The sequence below is a fragment of the Streptomyces radicis genome, assembly GCF_003626575.1.
Taxonomy (GTDB): domain Bacteria; phylum Actinomycetota; class Actinomycetes; order Streptomycetales; family Streptomycetaceae; genus Streptomyces; species Streptomyces radicis.
In genome coordinates, this window is record NZ_RBDY01000005.1 from 1 (window position 1) to 16,127 (window position 16,127).

General features: G+C 71.6%; 10 protein-coding genes and 1 pseudogene. 7 read left to right on the top strand and 4 right to left on the bottom strand.

Annotated features, from left to right (window positions below):
- Positions 1-806: 806 nt before the first annotated feature.
- Positions 807-3,200: an ATP-binding cassette domain-containing protein gene (locus tag D7318_RS09405; RefSeq protein WP_120696446.1), complete on the bottom strand. Its 2,394-nt coding sequence runs from the start codon at positions 3,198-3,200 to the stop codon at positions 807-809.
- Between the two features lie 904 nt (positions 3,201-4,104).
- Between D7318_RS09405 and D7318_RS09410 the strand changes: the two genes are divergently transcribed.
- Both D7318_RS09410 and D7318_RS09415 read left to right on the top strand, forming a co-directional pair.
- Positions 4,105-4,725, top strand: coding sequence for a TnsA-like heteromeric transposase endonuclease subunit (locus D7318_RS09410; protein ID WP_230423620.1), 621 nt, complete (start codon positions 4,105-4,107; stop codon positions 4,723-4,725).
- A complete protein-coding gene (locus D7318_RS09415) occupies positions 4,725-6,383 on the top strand; it encodes a DDE-type integrase/transposase/recombinase (RefSeq protein ID WP_120744995.1) in 1,659 nt (552 codons plus the stop codon). Before D7318_RS09410 ends, D7318_RS09415 begins: the two co-directional genes overlap by 1 nt.
- A 122-nt stretch (positions 6,384-6,505) precedes the next feature.
- On the opposite strand, the gene D7318_RS09420 is transcribed toward D7318_RS09415, so the two are convergent.
- Complete coding sequence (locus D7318_RS09420) at positions 6,506-7,822, bottom strand: MFS transporter (protein ID WP_120696666.1); 1,317 nt, start codon at positions 7,820-7,822, stop codon at positions 6,506-6,508.
- Between the two features lie 89 nt (positions 7,823-7,911).
- Here D7318_RS09420 and D7318_RS09425 point away from each other — a divergent pair, with 89 nt between their 5' ends.
- From D7318_RS09425 to D7318_RS09445, 5 genes and pseudogenes are all read left to right on the top strand, one after another.
- Complete coding sequence (locus tag D7318_RS09425) at positions 7,912-8,898, top strand: winged helix-turn-helix domain-containing protein (RefSeq protein ID WP_120696448.1); 987 nt, start codon at positions 7,912-7,914, stop codon at positions 8,896-8,898.
- A 126-nt stretch (positions 8,899-9,024) separates the two neighbouring features.
- Positions 9,025-9,790: pseudogene (locus tag D7318_RS09430) on the top strand (transposase family protein).
- A gap of 848 nt (positions 9,791-10,638) precedes the next feature.
- Entirely contained in the window at positions 10,639-12,309 is a 1,671-nt protein-coding gene (locus D7318_RS09435; RefSeq protein ID WP_230423621.1) for an IlvD/Edd family dehydratase, read from the top strand.
- Entirely contained in the window at positions 12,296-13,417 is a 1,122-nt protein-coding gene (locus tag D7318_RS09440; protein ID WP_230423575.1) for a LacI family DNA-binding transcriptional regulator, read from the top strand. Before D7318_RS09435 ends, D7318_RS09440 begins: the two co-directional genes overlap by 14 nt.
- A 7-nt stretch (positions 13,418-13,424) precedes the next feature.
- Positions 13,425-13,916 (top strand): phosphatase domain-containing protein, encoded by a 492-nt coding sequence (locus tag D7318_RS09445; protein ID WP_456243335.1) that lies wholly within the window; start codon positions 13,425-13,427, stop codon positions 13,914-13,916.
- A gap of 53 nt (positions 13,917-13,969) precedes the next feature.
- Here D7318_RS09445 and D7318_RS09450 read toward each other — a convergent pair whose 3' ends face one another.
- Together D7318_RS09450 and D7318_RS09455 are read right to left on the bottom strand one after the other, a co-directional pair.
- Entirely contained in the window at positions 13,970-15,058 is a 1,089-nt protein-coding gene (locus D7318_RS09450) for a MerR family transcriptional regulator (RefSeq protein ID WP_220729603.1), read from the bottom strand.
- A 137-nt stretch (positions 15,059-15,195) separates the two neighbouring features.
- Positions 15,196-15,951: an alpha/beta hydrolase gene (locus tag D7318_RS09455; protein WP_120696450.1), complete on the bottom strand. Its 756-nt coding sequence runs from the start codon at positions 15,949-15,951 to the stop codon at positions 15,196-15,198.
- Between the last annotated feature and the right edge of the window lie 176 nt (positions 15,952-16,127).

Genomic DNA, 16,127 nt, shown 5'->3' on the forward strand with positions numbered 1-16,127 from the left:
TTCACCTGGGAAGTGCCTCCGGCGGTGGCAGGAACAAGGACCTCGACAATCCTCATTCTTGCTGGTCAGAGGCACTTTCTGCTTTCCTGACCGCCTGCCGGACAACCCGCTTCATGAAAGCCCGAGGCTAGAATCGATGCACGCCGCTGCGAACCCAGCGGAGTGGCGGTTCCACGCGCAGCCGCACCGGCTGGCCGACGGGCCCACCGTCCCGTCGGCCGATCGTGTGCTCCAGCGCCGCCCGGACGCAGCGGGCCTGGATATCGACGGCCCAGGCGATCTGCCTCTCGCTGCCCGACAGCTCCGGCAAGACCAGGCGTCTAGCACCCGCGCGCGGGCGGCTTCCACTTCGACCTGGGACTCGGCGCGCAGCCACTTCCGCTCCTCGACGGGCAGGGCCCGGAAAGGCCGATGATCACGGGCGTCCCCGTCTTGATCCAGACGGCACCAGCTATCAGTACAGCTGCCCGCGTGCCGTTCGCAAGGCGCCCGTGATCAGCACCCCCGGAGGTTGTCAAACACCTTGTTACACCCACCGCGTGAACCGCAGGCCGCACAACCGGCGAGTGGGCACACCGCTTCACGCACAACGCGTCCTCGATGCCGTGGTGCCCGGCCAAGTGCTCCTCGACATCATCCGCCGTCCGCTGGGCACCCGTCCCAGCCCCGAGGCCGCCACCGACTCCGTGCTCACCGAAGGCGGAGAATAGCGCACGGTTGAAATACCACTCCTTCACCAGTGAGCCCTGCGGGCGCCCGGCCGCGCACGGTGGCCTGAACGCGTCCGAGCCGCCGGAGGCACGTGCTCAGGCGCCGACGTAGGCCGCGAGGTGCTCGCCCGTGAGGGTGGAGCGGGCGGCGACGAGGTCGGCAGGGGTGCCGTCGAAGACGACCCGGCCGCCGTCGTGGCCCGCGCCTGGGCCCAGGTCGACGATCCAGTCGGCGTGCGCCATGACCGCTTGGTGGTGCTCGATGACGACGACCGACGTGCCGGAGTCCACGAGCCGGTCGAGCAGCCCGAGCAGCTGCTCGACATCGGCGAGGTGCAGCCCCGTGGTCGGCTCGTCGAGGACGTAGACGCGGCCCTGCTCCGCCATGTTCGTGGCCAGCTTGAGGCGTTGCCGCTCGCCGCCCGAGAGCGTGGTGAGCGGCTGGCCGAGGGTGAGGTAGCCGAGGCCGACGTCGGCGAGTCGGCCGAGGATCTGGTGCGCCGCCGGGATGCGCGCCTCGCCCGCGCCGAAGAACTCCTCGGCCTCGGCCACCGGCATCGCCAGCACCTCGCTGATGTCGCGGCCGCCGAGGCGGTAGGCGAGGACGGCCGCCTGGAACCGTTTCCCCTCGCACTCCTCGCACGGCGCGGCCACCCCGGCCATCATCGCCAGGTCGGTGTAGATGACGCCCGCGCCGTTGCAGCTCGGGCAGGCGCCCTCGGAGTTGGCGCTGAACAGCGCGGGCTTCACGCCGTTGGCCTTGGCGAACGCCTTGCGGATCGGGTCGAGCAGCCCGGTGCAGGTCGCGGGGTTGCTCCGGCGCGAGCCGCGGATCGGGCTCTGGTCGATCACCACGACGCCGTCCCCCGAGGCGGTGACGAGCGACCCGTGCACGAGCGAGCTCTTGCCCGAGCCCGCGACGCCGGTGACCACGACGAGCACGCCGAGCGGGATGTCGACGTCGACGTTCCGCAGGTTGTGGGTGGTGGCGCCGCGGATCGGGAGCGCGCCGGTGGGGGTGCGCACCGCCTTCTTGAGCGCGGCCCGGTCGTCGAAGTGGCGCCCCGTGAGGGTGCCGCCCTTGCGGAGCCCCTCGACCGTGCCCTCGAAGCACACGGTGCCGCCCGCCGTTCCCGCGCCTGGGCCCAGGTCCACGACGTGGTCGGCGATCGCGATCGTCTCCGGCTTGTGCTCCACGACGAGCACGGTGTTGCCCTTGTTCCGCAGCCGCAGCAGCAGGTCGTTCATCCGCTGGATGTCGTGCGGGTGCAGGCCGACGGTGGGCTCGTCGAAGACATAGGTGGTGTCGGTGAGCGAGGAGCCGAGGTGGCGGATCATCTTGACGCGCTGCGCCTCGCCGCCGGACAGCGTGCCCGAGGGGCGGTCGAGCGAGAGGTAGCCGAGGCCGATCTCCACGAACGAGTCGAGCGTCCGCCCCAGCGTCGCGAGCAGCGGGGCCACGCTCGGCTCGTCGAGACCGCGGACCCAGGCGGCCAGGTCGCTGATCTGCATCGCGCAGGCGTCCGCGATGCCGATGCCCGCGACCTTCGACGAGCGGGCGGCCTCGCTGAGCCGGGTGCCGCCGCACTCGGGGCACGCGGTGAACGTGACCGCGCGGTCCACGAACGCCCTGATGTGCGGCTGCATCGCCTCCCTGTCCTTGGACAGGAACGACTTGCGCACCTTGGGGATGAGCCCCTCGTACGTGAGGTTCACGCCCTCGACCTTCACCTTGGTCGGCTCGCGGTGGAGGAAGTCGTCGAGCTCCCGCGCGGTGAAGTCGCGGATCGGCTTGTCGGGGTCGAGGAAGCCGGACTCGGCGTAGAGCCGCACGGTCCAGAAGCTGTCGGACTTCCAGCCGGGGATGGTGAAGGCGCCTTCGGCGATCGACTTGGAGTCGTCGTAGAGCTGGGTGAGGTCGATGTCGGAGACCGTGCCGCGGCCCTCGCAGCGCGGGCACATGCCGCCGGTGCGGGTGAACGTCTGCTTCACCGTCTTCCCGCCGCCGCGCTCGACGGTGATCGCGCCGCTCGCCCGGACGGAGGGGACGTTGAACGCGAACGCGTTGGGCGAGCCGATGTGGGGCTGCCCGAGGCGGCTGAAGAGGATGCGCAGCATCGCGTTGGCGTCGGTCGCGGTGCCGACCGTGGAGCGGGGGTCGGCGCCCATCCGCTGCTGGTCGACGATGATCGCGGTGGTCAGCCCCTCGAGGACGTCGACGTCGGGGCGGGCCAGCGTCGGCATGAAGCCCTGGACGAACGCGCTGTAGGTCTCGTTGATCATCCGCTGCGACTCGGCGGCGATCGTGTCGAAGACCAGTGAGCTCTTGCCCGATCCCGAGACGCCGGTGAACACCGTCAGGCGGCGCTTGGGGATCTCGACGCTGACGTCCTTGAGGTTGTTCTCGCGCGCGCCGTGCACGCGGATGACGTCATGGTGGTCGGCGACGTGCGACGCCGCCGCCCTCTCCGCCCTCGGGGTCTCGCTCATCCTGTCTCCTCTGTCGCGCCTCAGCGTACGGTTCGCTCGGGCGTGGCCGGTGTCCGTCACCGTAGGTGAGGGCCAGGGGGCGACGCTTCTCGAATCCTGATCGGTCCCCTGCGGGGGCCCTGCGGGCGGCTCGCGGACGGCTACGGAGGGTCCGGTGGTTTGCGCCGCCTGCCGCGGTGGCTTGTTTCGTTTCCGGTGCGAGTCAGGGCTGGCACCTACGGGAAGGGGGCGTCGGGTGACCGGCCGTCCCGGTAAACGGCAGGTCTCGCCGTCGGTTGCGACCGTTCGCCGAACGGGCGCGGCCGCGACGGTAGTTGGCGGCCGTTTTCCCGGTGGTCGCTTACGGTGGCGCGCACCCTTCGGGCCTGCCCTGGCCGCCCGAAGCGTTTTCATTCCTGATGTCCGACGAGCTTATGTAGCGCGCCGGTGCTTATCCTCGGCTTATGCCGGGGCGGATGCCCTTTTCACACAGCGCACACTTTGTGTTGAACAGAACGTGCCGCGTTTCAGAAGAGACCCCGACCTCGGTGAGACTGAGCGTTTCACCTGGCGGGTGAGCGCTTGAGTTGGCGGGGCTGAGCGTTTGAGGTGGCGGGCAGAGTAGTGGTTGTCCTTCTCACCTGCGGTGTCTTTCGGGAAAGTGGTCCGGGAGGCCGTGCGGGTTGGGTGTGGTGGGGGCATGGCGATGTCCGTCCGTACGCCGGAGGCTGGGTCCCGGCCGGTGTGGTCGCACTGCTGCACGTTGGAGGATCTTGTCGCGCCGTACGCCCTCGATGCGGCGATGGCGGAACGGTTGGAGGGCGGGGCGGGGTGGGCTCGTCGGTGGACCACGGCGTGGAAGACGGCTGGGGCCGATGTGGTCTGCCCCGTTCAGGACGTGGCGGGTTTCCCGGCTCTGGCGTCGGTGCCGGTCCGCGGGTTCAGCTGGGGGACGCGGCAGCGGCATCGCCCTGGGCTGCGGCCGATGCTGGCGACGGGCCGGATGCATGGTTTCGAAAGCCTGGCGGAGCGTCGTGTGCTGCTGGCTTTGGACTTCACGGGCGATGTCGAGGAGGTGTTGTCCCAGCCGTTCACGCTGCGGTTCTTCCCCCGCGATGGCGGCGGTGAGGATCACACTCCGGATTTTCTGGTGCTGTTGCCGGGGACCGCATTGTTGATCGATGTCCGGCCTGCTGACCTGATCAAGGCGAAGGATGTGGTGAAGTTCGCCGCGGCCGGGCGGGCGGCGGATGCGGCCGGATGGCGCTATCTGGTGGTGACCGGCTGGCGCCGCCACGTGTGGGCCGGGCTGGATGCGCTGTCCGCCCGGCGCCGGCCCATGGCAGACCGCCTCGGCCTGGAGCGGGAGTTGTTGGACGTGATCGGGGAGCGTCCGCGGCGGTTCGGTGAGCTGGTGGATGCCACGTCGTTGCCGGCGGTGGCCCGCGCGCATGCCGTTCACCTGCTCTGGCATCGCCGGTTGGCGATGGATCTGGCCCAGCCGTTGAGCGATGCCGCGTGGATCTACCCGGTGGGGAGGCGGTGATGGACGGCGGACGCCAGCGGTCGCAGAGCGAGGATCTGAAGGATCACGATCTGACCAGGGCCCGGATCCGGATGGCGCATCTGCTGGAGGTGGAGACGGGCTACCGCAGTGGGAGCCGGTATTGGGCCCGGCCCGGTGAGCCCAGGCCCGAGTATGACCCGGAGCGCACCACGCTGACCGAGCGGCGCCGGGCGAAGGTGGCCGAGCTGAAGGGGATGGACCACCGGGAGGCGAAGCAGCTGGGGCTGGAGTGGATCAGCGAGCGCACGCTGGAGCGCATGGCCGCCAAGTACGCCGAGCACGGGCTGATGGGTCTGGCCGATGGGCGGTGGACGCCGCCGCTGCGCGGTCGGCGGGCGATCACCGAGGAGGTCGCCGAGGCGATCCGGGCGGTTCACGCGGAGTGTCCGCATCGCTCGAAGGTGAGCATGAGGACCAAGGAGCGGCTGATCCACCAGTACGTGCGTGAGACGTTCGGCCCGGAGGTCAAGGTCCCGCACTACACCACGCTGGCGAAGGTGTGGAAGGAGTGGTTCGGCTCCGGGGGTGCCCGGCAGCGCTATGTCCGTTCCGCCGCGGCGGTGGAGACGGGGACGGCGATAGTGGTGATCAGCCGGCCGGGCCAGGTGGTCGCGCTGGACACCACGCCGCTGCCGGTGAAGGTCCTCGACGATGTCTTCGGCGTCCCGATCTCCGTGCACCTCACCCTGGCTCTGGACGCTTTCTCGCATTCCTTGGTGGCCTTTCGCCTCACGCCGGTGTCGGACTCGTCGGTGGAGGTGGCGATGGTGCTGCGGGATGTGCTGCGGCCGTTGCCGATGCGCCCGGACTGGGGCGAGGAGATGGAGTGGCCCTACCCGGGTGTCCCGGCCGCGCTGGTCGCGGAGTTCGCCGGGCACCGGGTGGCCGGGCTGCCGTTCTTCGCCCCGGAGACAGTGACCACCGACCACGGCAGCGTCTACAAGAACCACCACGTCGTCTCTGTCGCCCGCACGCTGGGGAGCGAGCTGCTGCCGGCGCGCATGATGCGCCCGACCGACAAGGCTGCTTGCGAACGTGCCTTCGCGGGGATCCAGTCGCTGCTGCTGGAGATGCTGCTCGGCTACCGGGGCGTCGATGTCGCCGACCGGGGAGCCGATCCGGAAGGCGACGCGGTCTGGACGCTCGCGGAGATGGAACACCTGCTGGCGACCTGGATCGTCTCGGTGTGGCAAAACCGCAGGCTGGACCAGTACGCGCCGGCCTGGGACCCCGGTGGGCGGCACAGCCCGAACACGCTGTTCGCCGCTGCGGCGGCCCGTGACGGGATCAGCCTGGAGATCCCCGAGCCCGACCAGTACCACGCAGCCCACCGGCGGGCACCTCCACCAGAAACTGCTGCTCAAGCTCACCGACCAGCAGATCGATCTCCTCACCCTCGCGACACGGCTCACCCCCGGCGAAGCGGCCGGCCTCACCCTGGACGGCTGGAGAGACCGCTACCTACCCATCGACCGGTCACAGCCGCACCAGACGAGAACCTCCTGGTCGGACGCCTGGATCACCCTCGGGATCCCGCGCTACTGCCCTCAGTGCCTCGCCGGTCACGACTCCGCCGACCAGGTCCACAGCGGGGTCTGGATGAGGGGCCTCGAAGATCTCCGACAGGGACCCAATAGGGTTGGCCGGTAGACAATCGAGGGAAGCAGCAAGTGCCACGTCCAAGTCCGTACTCTGGGGGTGAGGTCCGGGAGACGTGGGGTGGGGCGTGACGGCTCGCGGCCGACCCGACCTGCGACGGTTACTGCGCAGGCGGACTACACGCATGCTGTTCGGTGCTGTTCTCTGATCCCGTTGAGCAGTTCGGGACGGGGACCGGGGAGGCGGGCGGGTGCCAGGTGAGAATCCAGCCGGCGGAAAGCGCCACCACGCCGCCTGCCAGGGCGATTGCGCCGCCTGTTCCGATGGCTGCGGCCACCGCGCCCAGGCAAACCGCCCCGACGCCCTGTAGCGTAATGCTGCCGGCGCCGAGCAGGCTGAAGGCTTGGCCCCGGCCATCCTGCGGCAGGGCGTTCAGGAACGGGCGTTGCAGGCCGAGTTGGTAGGCGTATCCGAGGCCACTGAGCAGCAGCAGACAGGACGAGACGCCTACCCCGGGCTGGGCGGCGAAGCCGACCAGCGGTAGTCCCGTCAGCGCGATCAACGGCACTACCAGTCGCTCCCGAGTGGGCGGCCGTAGCAGTCGGCCCACCAGCAGGTCACCGACAAGCATGCCGACCGGAAGACAGCCCATCAGCACCGCGTACCAGCCGGGCGCGAAGTGGCGTTCTCCCGAGTAGGCGACGAGGAGGCCTTGCGAGCCCGCTACGAACGCGACGGGTAGCCACTGGGCCAGCATCAGCCGTCGCACCGTGCGTCGGCGCAGCAGCAGGCCTGCACCTCGCAGGCTTGCACGGACGGCCCCGCTGTCGCTCCCAGCGCTGCCGGGTGTGCCGCCGGACTCTCCCGGTTGCAGCCGGGGGAGCCGGATGCGGATGGCCAGCGCGCAGCCGAGGTAGAGGACGGCGCTGGCCGCGAGCGCCCGGCGTGGGCCGAGTGCCGCGACGGTCGCACCGCCTAGCGCCAGACCGAGCAATTGCGCGCCGGCACCGGCGATGTTGTTCAGTGAACGGCCCAGTACATAGGCGTCACCCTCCAGCGACTCAGCGACCAGCCGACTTGACGCGCCGTGAAACACCGGTGTGGCGAGAGAGACCAGCGCCACGACACTGAGGCTTGCCGCGACCGGCATCCGCACCAGGGCGAGCAGCAGGGCGGCGGCGCACGTCAAGGCGTAGCCGCCGGTAATGAGCGCGCGGGGCGGCAGTTGGTCGGCCAGTGACCCCAGCAACAGCGAGCCGAACAGCTGCGGGATGAAGCCGATACCGAAGGCTGCTGCGCTCAGCGACGCGGAACCGGTGGCCGAGAAGACCAGCACTGAGAACGTGGTGATCCGCAGGATGTCCGCCGTGATCGCGACGGCGCGTGTTGCGAAGAGCAGCCGGAATCGCGGCTCGGCCAGCACCTCCCGGTAGGTGGCACGGTGATCGCCCTGCGCGGGCTCGGCGGTTGGGGTCATGACGCCCAACCTCGCCGTGCTCCCGCGCCCAACACCAATGATTCGTCGCTGGACGAATCGGAACAGACGTCCCTCGGTAGCATGGCGCGGTGCTCCGCTTCGAAGTCTCCGTCGAGGACCTGCTGCGCAGCCGCTTCGCGCTGTCGCCCGCGCTGGACCTCTGCCTGCTGCTGCGCTCACTCGCTGGCCAGGACAGACCGCTGCCGCGCGCCTGGGCCACCCGGCTCCTCCCGGCCTTCGAACGGCTTCGCCGCGAGAGTGAACTGAACGCCGCCCTCGCGCTGCACAACCCGCGATCCGGGCCGAGCTTCGTCGCCCCGCCCCCTCGCGGCCTCAACCAAACCTGGGCAAACGACCTGGCCATGATCCGGGCCACACCGCTGGAAGCGGCCCGCCTCGAAATCGCCACCCACGCGACCGGCCCGTCCGCCGGTGATCCCCGCGTACGCGCGGTGCTGGACTCGAAGGACGCCGTCTCCAGGATCGCCGAGGCGATGGACCGGGCCTGGCACGAGCTGCTCGCCGCGGACTGGCCGCAACTGCGCGCGATCTGTGAGCGCGACGTCGTGCACCGGGTGGGTACGATCGGCGAACACGGATGGGTCACGACCATCGAGAGCCTGCATCCGAGCATCACCTGGCAAGCCGGCGGTATCGAGATCGGCCACTTCTCCCACGTCGAACCAGTCCGCCTCGCCGGCGACGGACTCCTGCTGATCCCTTCGGTCTTCGTCGCGAACATCGCCGCCCACCTGGCAGACCCCTGGCCCTGGCCCAGGACCTTGGTCTATCGTGCCCGCGGCACCGCCGCCCTGTGGGGCGACCAGGAGACCGTCCCCCGACCGGACACGCTGACCGCTCTGATCGGCCGGTCCCGAGCTCGGCTGCTGTTGGCGCTGGACGCCCCGGCCAGTACCAGCCACCTCGCCCGAAGCCTCGCCATGACACCCGGCGCGGTAGGAGACCACCTCGCCATCCTGCGAGGCACGGGACTGCTCGTCCGCGCCCGGTCCGGACGGTCCGTGCTCTACCGCCGCACCCCGCTCGGCGAGGCACTCGTCGCCGGTACGGGCTGAGGGATCGGATCAGCACTGAGCCTTTTCCAACCTGCGTTGCCAGATGGCCAGTTGGCCCGACAATGTGGTGAAGCCCCTGCTAGACGGGTTTTCGACCGAGGGAACCGTGTCCACGAGAGGCTTCGCGTGATTGTCTACCCGTCCGGCATCGATGTGTCCAGCTCTGCCCTTCGCTTCCTGTCCGCCCGTCTGCGGCAACATCGCCGTGTTCTCGGCACCCGGTAGCGGCGGCTGAACGCGGGCCGACAGGCCCTGCTCACGCTCGCCCACCTCCGCAACGGTCAGCCCTACGCCCAGCTCGCGGCCGGGTTCGGCGTCGGGACCACCAACGTCTTACCGCTACGTCACCGAGGCTGTCGAGCTTCTGGCGGCCCTCGCCCCCACGCTCGCCGTAGCCGTACGGGCCGTGTCGACGAAGGCGTATCTGCTCCCGGACGGGACGCTTCTGCCGATCGACCGGATCGTCGCCGACCGGCCCTTCTACTCGGGGAAACACAAGAAGCACGGCATGAACGTGCAGGTCATCGCCGACCCAGGCGGCCGTCTCCTGTGGGCTTCACCAGCCCTGGCCGGAGCCGTCCACGACGTGCGGGCCGCACGCGAGCACGGCATCATCGACGCCCTCACCGAAGCCGGCATCGACTGCTGGGTGGACAAGGGCTATCAGGGCGCGGGCGGCACCGTCCGTCACCCGTACCGGGGCGGATGGGACAAACTGTCCGCTGGCCAACAGGCCGTCAACCAGTCCCAGGCGAAGATCCGCGCCCTGGTCGAGTAGGCGGTCACCACCCTCAAACCCTGGCGACTCCTCCGCAAACTCCGCTGCTCGACGACCCGGATCACGAGCCTCGTCCAAGCTGTCCTCACCCTTCATCTGGCCAGCTCAGACTGAAGATGGAAGAGGCTCTGTGTCTGCGTCGGGCCTCGAAGAGTTCTTCCGTTGGTTCAACAACGCTCGGGACTGACCACCTGCGGTCTTGTCAGCCCGCGAGACCACCCGCCCAACCCAAGCTCACGGAGCAGAACCTCGCCACCTCCCACGCTCATCCCCGCCAACTCAAGCGCTCACCCGCCAGGTGAAACGCTCAGTCTCACTCGGATAAGCGGCAGATAAAGAACCGGCGCGCTACCTGAGCTCAACGGGTCCGCAGGTCACGACGAGAGCGGCGGCCAGGGCAGGCCCGAAGGGTGCGCGCCACCCCAGCCACCCGCCCAGAAGTCGGCCACCCGCAAAGCGGTATGCGCCTGCGCCCGTTTGGCGAACGGTCCCGGCCCAAGAACAAACAGCCCGGTTACCGGGACGGCCGGTCACCCGACGCCCCCTCCCCCGTAGGAGCCATCCCTGACCCGCACCAAGAACGAAACAGGCCACCGCCGCAGGCGGCACGCACCATCGGACCCTCCGTAGCCGCAGCCCCTACGGTCGCGGCTGCCGCGCAGCGTCCCGTGCCGTGAGGGGCAAGCAGGGGTGCGGGGTTGCCCGGGCCCCGGTACTCCCAGCCGTCGGAGACATAGCGACCACCGCCGCCGCGACTTCGAAAGTTTCGGAGGCCCTTCGGGGCCACGGCCCCGAAGGCGCGGACAACTGCCGCGACCATTGACGTACCACCCGCCCCTCACTAGCGTGACGGGCGCCGAGAGCGGCCGAAACTTTCGTCGGTGAGAGGCGGGACCGTGGTGAGCAGCGGTGAGGGCGGGCGGCGCAGCGCGCAGTGGTTCGGCGCGGAGGGCAGGTCCGGGATGATCTACCGGTCCTGGATGCGCAACCAGGGCTTCGGGGCCGAGGTCTTCGACGGCAGGCGGGTGATCGGCATCGCGTCCACGTGGTCGGAGCTGGCCCCGTGCAACGCGCACCTCGACCGGGTCGCCGAGGCGGTCAAGCGCGGGGTGTGGCAGGCGGGTGGCTTCCCGCTGGAGTTCCCCGTGATGGCCACGGGCGAGACGCTGATCCGGCCGACCGCGATGTTCTACCGCAACCTGCTCGCGCTCCAGGCCGAGGAGCTGATCCGCGCCAACCCCCTGGACGGCGTGGTGCTGCTCTCGGGCTGCGACAAGACGACGCCGGGGCTGCTGATGGGCGCGGCCAGCGTGGACCTGCCCGCCGTGATGGTGACGGGCGGGCCGATGCTCAACGGCAAGTACCGTGGCCAGGACGTCGGTTCGGGCACGCACGTGTGGAAGTTCGAGGCCGAGATGAAGGCCGGGCGGATGACCGCGGCGGAGTGCGCGGTCGCCGAGGGCTGCATGGCGCGTTCCAACGGGCACTGCATGACCATGGGCACCGCCTCGACCATGGCGTGCGTGGCCGAGGCCCTGGGCATGCAGCTGCCGGGGTCGGCGACATGGCCCGCGGTGGACGCGCGCCGTTTCGAGGTGGCGCAGGAGGCCGGGCGGCGCATCGTGGCGATGGTCGATGAGGACCTGCGGCCGAGCGCGATCATGACGAGGGCGGCGTTCGAGAACGCGATCCGCGCCAACGCCGCGATCGGCGGCTCGACCAACGCGATCGTGCACCTGCTCGCGCTGGCCGGGCGGCTCGGCGTGGAGCTGGCGCTCGACGACTTCGACGCGCTGGCCAGGCCCGTTCCCACCGTGGTGAACCTGATGCCGTCGGGGCGTTTCCTGATGGAGGACTTCTGCTACGCGGGCGGCCTGCCCGTCGTGCTGCGCCAACTGGCCGACGCCGGGCTGCTGAACGCGGACGCCACGACGGTCACGGGCGCGTCGGTCGGGGAGAACGTCGCGGGCGCCGAGTGCTTCGACGCCGAGGTGATCACGCCGCTTGACGAGCCGTTCCAGCCCGCGGGGACCGGCACCGCGGTGCTGCGCGGGAACCTGTGCCCGGGCGGCGCGGTGATCAAGCAGTCGGCCGCGTCGCCCGAGCTGCTCACCCACCGGGGCCGCGCGGTGGTGTTCGACACGCCCGAGGAGTACCACGCGGTGTGCGACGACCCGGAGACGGACATCGCGGCGGACGACGTGATCGTCATCAGGGGCGCGGGCCCGCGCGGCTACCCCGGCATGCCCGAGGTGGCCAACGTTCCGCTGCCCGCCAAGCTGCTCAAGGCGGGCGTCACCGACATGGTGCGGGTGTGCGACGGGCGGATGAGCGGCACGGGCTACGGCACGGTCGTCCTGCATGTCACCCCCGAGGCGGCCGTGGGCGGCCCGCTGGCCCTGGTGCGCACCGGCGACACCATCGAACTCGACGTGCCGGGGCGTTCGTTGACCCTCGACGTGCCGGACGACGAGCTGGCGCGGCGCCGGGAGGCGTGGCAGGAGCCGCCCGCCGCGGCCGACTCGGGGTACGCGTGGCTGTACACCGAGCATGTCCTCCAGGCGGACCGGGGCGCGGACTTCGGCTTCCTGGTGGGCTCGCGCGGCGCGGCGGTCCCGCGTGAGTCGCACTGAGCCCGCCAGGGCCACCCGGCGCTCCCCCGGCGCCGCCCGGCGGGTGACGATCGCGGAGATCGCCGCCGAGGCGGGCGTCTCCGAGGCCACGGTGAGCAAGGTGCTCAACGGCCGTGACGAGGTGGCGCCCGCGACCAGGGCCCTGGTGCGCGAGCTGCTGGAACGCCGCGGGTACCGGCGGCGCGGGACCCACCGAGTCGACCGCCCCGGCCGCCCGGGCCGTGCGGGGCTGATCGACCTGGTGATCTCAGGGCTGGACTCCCCCTGGGCCACCGAGCTGCTGCGCGGCGCGGAGCGTGAGGCGCGGCGGCACGCCGCGGCGGTGGTGGTCACCGTGGCCGATGGCGACCTGGCGGACGGCGCGTGGCTCGACAGGGTCGCCGGGCGCCGCTCGGACGGGGTGCTGCTCGTGCTCTCGCCGCCGCCCCCCGCGGCGGCGCGGCGGCTGGCGGCGCTCGGGACGCCGTTCGTCCTGGTGGATCCGGTGGGCGGGTTCGACCCGGCGGTGCCGACGGTCGGCGCCACCAACTGGGCGGGTGGGCTTGCCGCGACCGAGCACCTGATCGGGCTCGGCCACCGGCGGATCGGGATCGTCACGGGGCCGCGCGAGCTGGTGTGCGGGCAGCAGCGGCTCGACGGCTACCGCGCGGCGCTCGGCCGGGCGGGGATCGCGTGCGACCCGGCGCTGGTGCGGTACGGCGACTTCCGCCCCGAGGGCGGGGCGCGGGGGGCCGCGGCGCTGCTCGACCTGGCCGAGCCGCCGACGGCCGTGTTCGCCGGGTCCGACCTCCAGGCCAGCGGCGTCTACGCGGAGGCGCACCGCAGGGGGCTGCGCGTCCCCGACGAGCTGAGCGTGGTCGGCTTCGACGACGTGGCGCTGTGCGACTGGGTCTCGCCCCGGCTGACGACGGTGCGCCAGCCGCTGGCCGAGATGGCGCGCGTCGCGGTGCGCACGGTGCTCGCGCCGCCGGGCGACGGGCGGCCGGGGGAAGGCCCTGACGACACCCCGCGCATCGAGCTGGCGACGAGCCTGGTGGTGCGCGCCAGCACCGCGCCCCCGCTCAGGCCCGCCCGGGGTGGGAGCATGGGCCGCGACGGGGGCGGCTGAGGAGGAGATGGCGATGGCCGGGCGTTCACTCGCGGTGTTCGACCTGGACGGGACGCTGACGGACACGCGCCACCGGCTGCGTTTCCTGGAGCGCTCGCCCCGCGACTGGGAGGCGTTCTTCGCCGCCGCGGCCGACGACCCGCCGCTCGGGCGCGGCGTCGCGCTGGCCCTCGAGCACGCCGCGACGAGCGACCTGGCCTATGTCACCGGGCGGCCCGAACGCCTGCGCGGGGCGACGGTCGACTGGCTGCGCGCCCATGGCCTGCCGCGGGGCGAGCTGCTGATGCGGCGCGACGGCGACCGCCGCCCGGCCCGCGTCGCCAAGCCGGAGCTGCTGCGGCGGCTGGCGCGCGGCAGGAAGGTCGCGGTCGTGGTGGACGACGACCGGCTGGTGTGCGACGCCTACCGCCGCGCGGGCTTCCGCGTCGTGCACGCCGACTGGATGGCCGCCACGCCCGAGGTGCTCGAGGAGGCCCAGGAGCGCGAGGGCCGGACGTGAGCTCGTCCCCGCGGGGCCCTGGCCGCGGGAGGGGCGTTCTCGCGGGTGACGGCTCAGGCCACGAGCAGGCGGAGGCCGAGTTCCGCCGCGTCGAGGGCGACGAGGTCGCGGTTGCGCTCGGCCCAACGGCCTGAGGAAAGGTCGTCGCGGAGTCCCTCGACCGCCCGCCGCTCGGCCTCGGGCCCGACCCTGGTCCATACCGATATCGCGCGGCGCACATGGTCGTCCAGGTAGGCCTCGGGGCGGCGCCAGTAGGCCTCGAAGAAGCCGTCGGCACAGTCCCACGGGATGAGCACCGGCTCCGCGCGGCCCCCGATCGCGCGGGTCAGGTCGGCCAGGGAGGGCCAGTCGACGAGAAGGTCGGCGAATTCGGGCAGGTAGTCGCGGGTGAGCCAGAACCGCTGACGCCAGCCGGGGTCACTGGCGTCATAGGTGAACACCACCACGCGGCGGGCCACGCGCCGCATCTCACGCAGCCCGGCGATCGGGTCCCGCCAGTGATGAACAGTGCTCAAGGCCATGGCGGCGTCGAAGGACCCGTCCTCGAACGGGAGGCTCTCCGCGGCGGCGGCCACACACGGCGCCGCGCCAGCGGGACGCTGCGCCCGCATGACCGCCGACGGCTCCACCGCCGTGACGTCGCGATCGGGGGGCTCGTAGGAGCCGGTGCCCGCCCCGACGTTCAGTACCGTCCGCGCGTCCCCGAGCGCCTCCCAGATCCTCGCGGCGATCCTCGGCTCGGTGCGCCGCGTCGCCGGGTAGGCGGACCCGATGACCTCGTACAACTGCGCGCCGAACACCTTCAGTTGCTCCTCCGGCGTCGTCCTGATCCCCATCGCCCTTGCCTCCAGTTCCCTGTCGATGGCCGTCACCATGGCGGCGGCGCGGTCGCGCTGTTCCCGCAGCAGGCCGCGCAGCCGACGCAGGTGCGCGACCGCGTCGGTGGCCGGGTCGTCGACCAGATCCGCGATCTCGCGCAAGCCGAAGCCCAGCCGCCGGTAGGCGAGCACCTCACGCAGTCGCTCCACGTCGCCCGCCGCGTAGGCCCGGTACCCGGCCGCGGTCCGCGCGGACGGCTGCACGAGGCCGATCTCGTCATAGTGATGCAGCGTGCGGACGGTCACGTCGGCCAGCTCGGCCACGCGTCCCACGGTCAGGTGCGCCTCCACGCCACCGACTATGTGGCATGACGCCACGTGAGGGTCAACAGCCGTCCAGGTGACCGGACCCGACATCGCCGCAACGTTCCGCCGTCGGCCCGGTGACCCGGACGAAACGCCTAGTGCACACCGCCCGTGAGGTAGCCCGAGTCGGCCACCGCGATCGCGGGGAGGTCGGGGGACAGGCGTAGCTGTTCGAGGAAGAGGACGACCATCGCCGCGGCCGTGCGGTGGGTCAGGTCGTTGAGCGCGTCATGGCGCGTTCCGGCGAGGGTCACCAGGTGGACATCGGGGAAGCCGCTGTACACCCGGCGCACCTCGGCCAGCGGGCTGACCCGGTCGTGGGTGCCGTGCAGGGCGAGCACGGGAACGCTCACCCGGTCGAGGGCGGGGGCCGGGGCGGTGGCCTCGCCGGGGGACGTGCCGAGGGCGCCACGGCGGAAGCGGCGGTCGAGGGTGAGATGGCGGCGGTGGTGGGGACAGCCGGTGCGCAGGTCGAGCTCGGCCTCCCAGCCCTCGACGGGCGGCGGCGCGCCGGTGCCCGTGGGCAGCCCGACCAGGATCAGCCCGTCGAGGCCAGGCGTCGACTGGGCGGCCAGGGTGATCGCCCGCTGGGCGCCGGTGTCGGCGCCCAGCAGCACGCGGGGGCCGGGGCCCGCGTCGTTGAGCGAGCCCGGCAGCGGTCTGGCCCCTTGGCCCGCCTCGTCGACGGCCACCACCCGGTAGCCGTCGAACGCCAGGCGGCGGCCCAACCGCTCGTACACGCCCGGGTGTTCGCCCCGGCCCGGCAGCACGACGACGGTGCCGCGCGGCGCGGTGCCCGGCGGGGGGTTCCAGCGGTGGTCCCAGAAACGCGGAGCCGGCTCGGGAGTCACGGCATGCCTTTCGCGAAAGGTGTGGGGAGGGTGGGGGGAGACGGGCGAGGCGGTCGGACGACGCGCCGCGGCGCGTCAGCCCCTTCGACAGGCCGTGGTGTTCACCAGGCCGAAGTCGACCACCCGGCGCCGGGTCAGGCCGTACCCTCTCGCGGTTCGTGGCATGGACTCAGGAT

Excerpts from the sequence above, each read along its gene's own strand:
- D7318_RS09445 (WP_456243335.1), top strand. The coding sequence starts at position 13,425 with ATGGCGATGGCCGGGCGTTCACTCGCGGTGTTCGACCTGGACGGGACG.
- D7318_RS09405 (WP_120696446.1), bottom strand. The coding sequence starts at position 3,200 with ATGAGCGAGACCCCGAGGGCGGAGAGGGCGGCGGCGTCGCACGTCGCC.
- D7318_RS09415 (WP_120744995.1), top strand. The coding sequence starts at position 4,725 with ATGGACGGCGGACGCCAGCGGTCGCAGAGCGAGGATCTGAAGGATCAC.
- D7318_RS09435 (WP_230423621.1), top strand. The coding sequence starts at position 10,639 with ATGATCTACCGGTCCTGGATGCGCAACCAGGGCTTCGGGGCCGAGGTC.
- D7318_RS09420 (WP_120696666.1), bottom strand. The coding sequence starts at position 7,822 with ATGACCCCAACCGCCGAGCCCGCGCAGGGCGATCACCGTGCCACCTAC.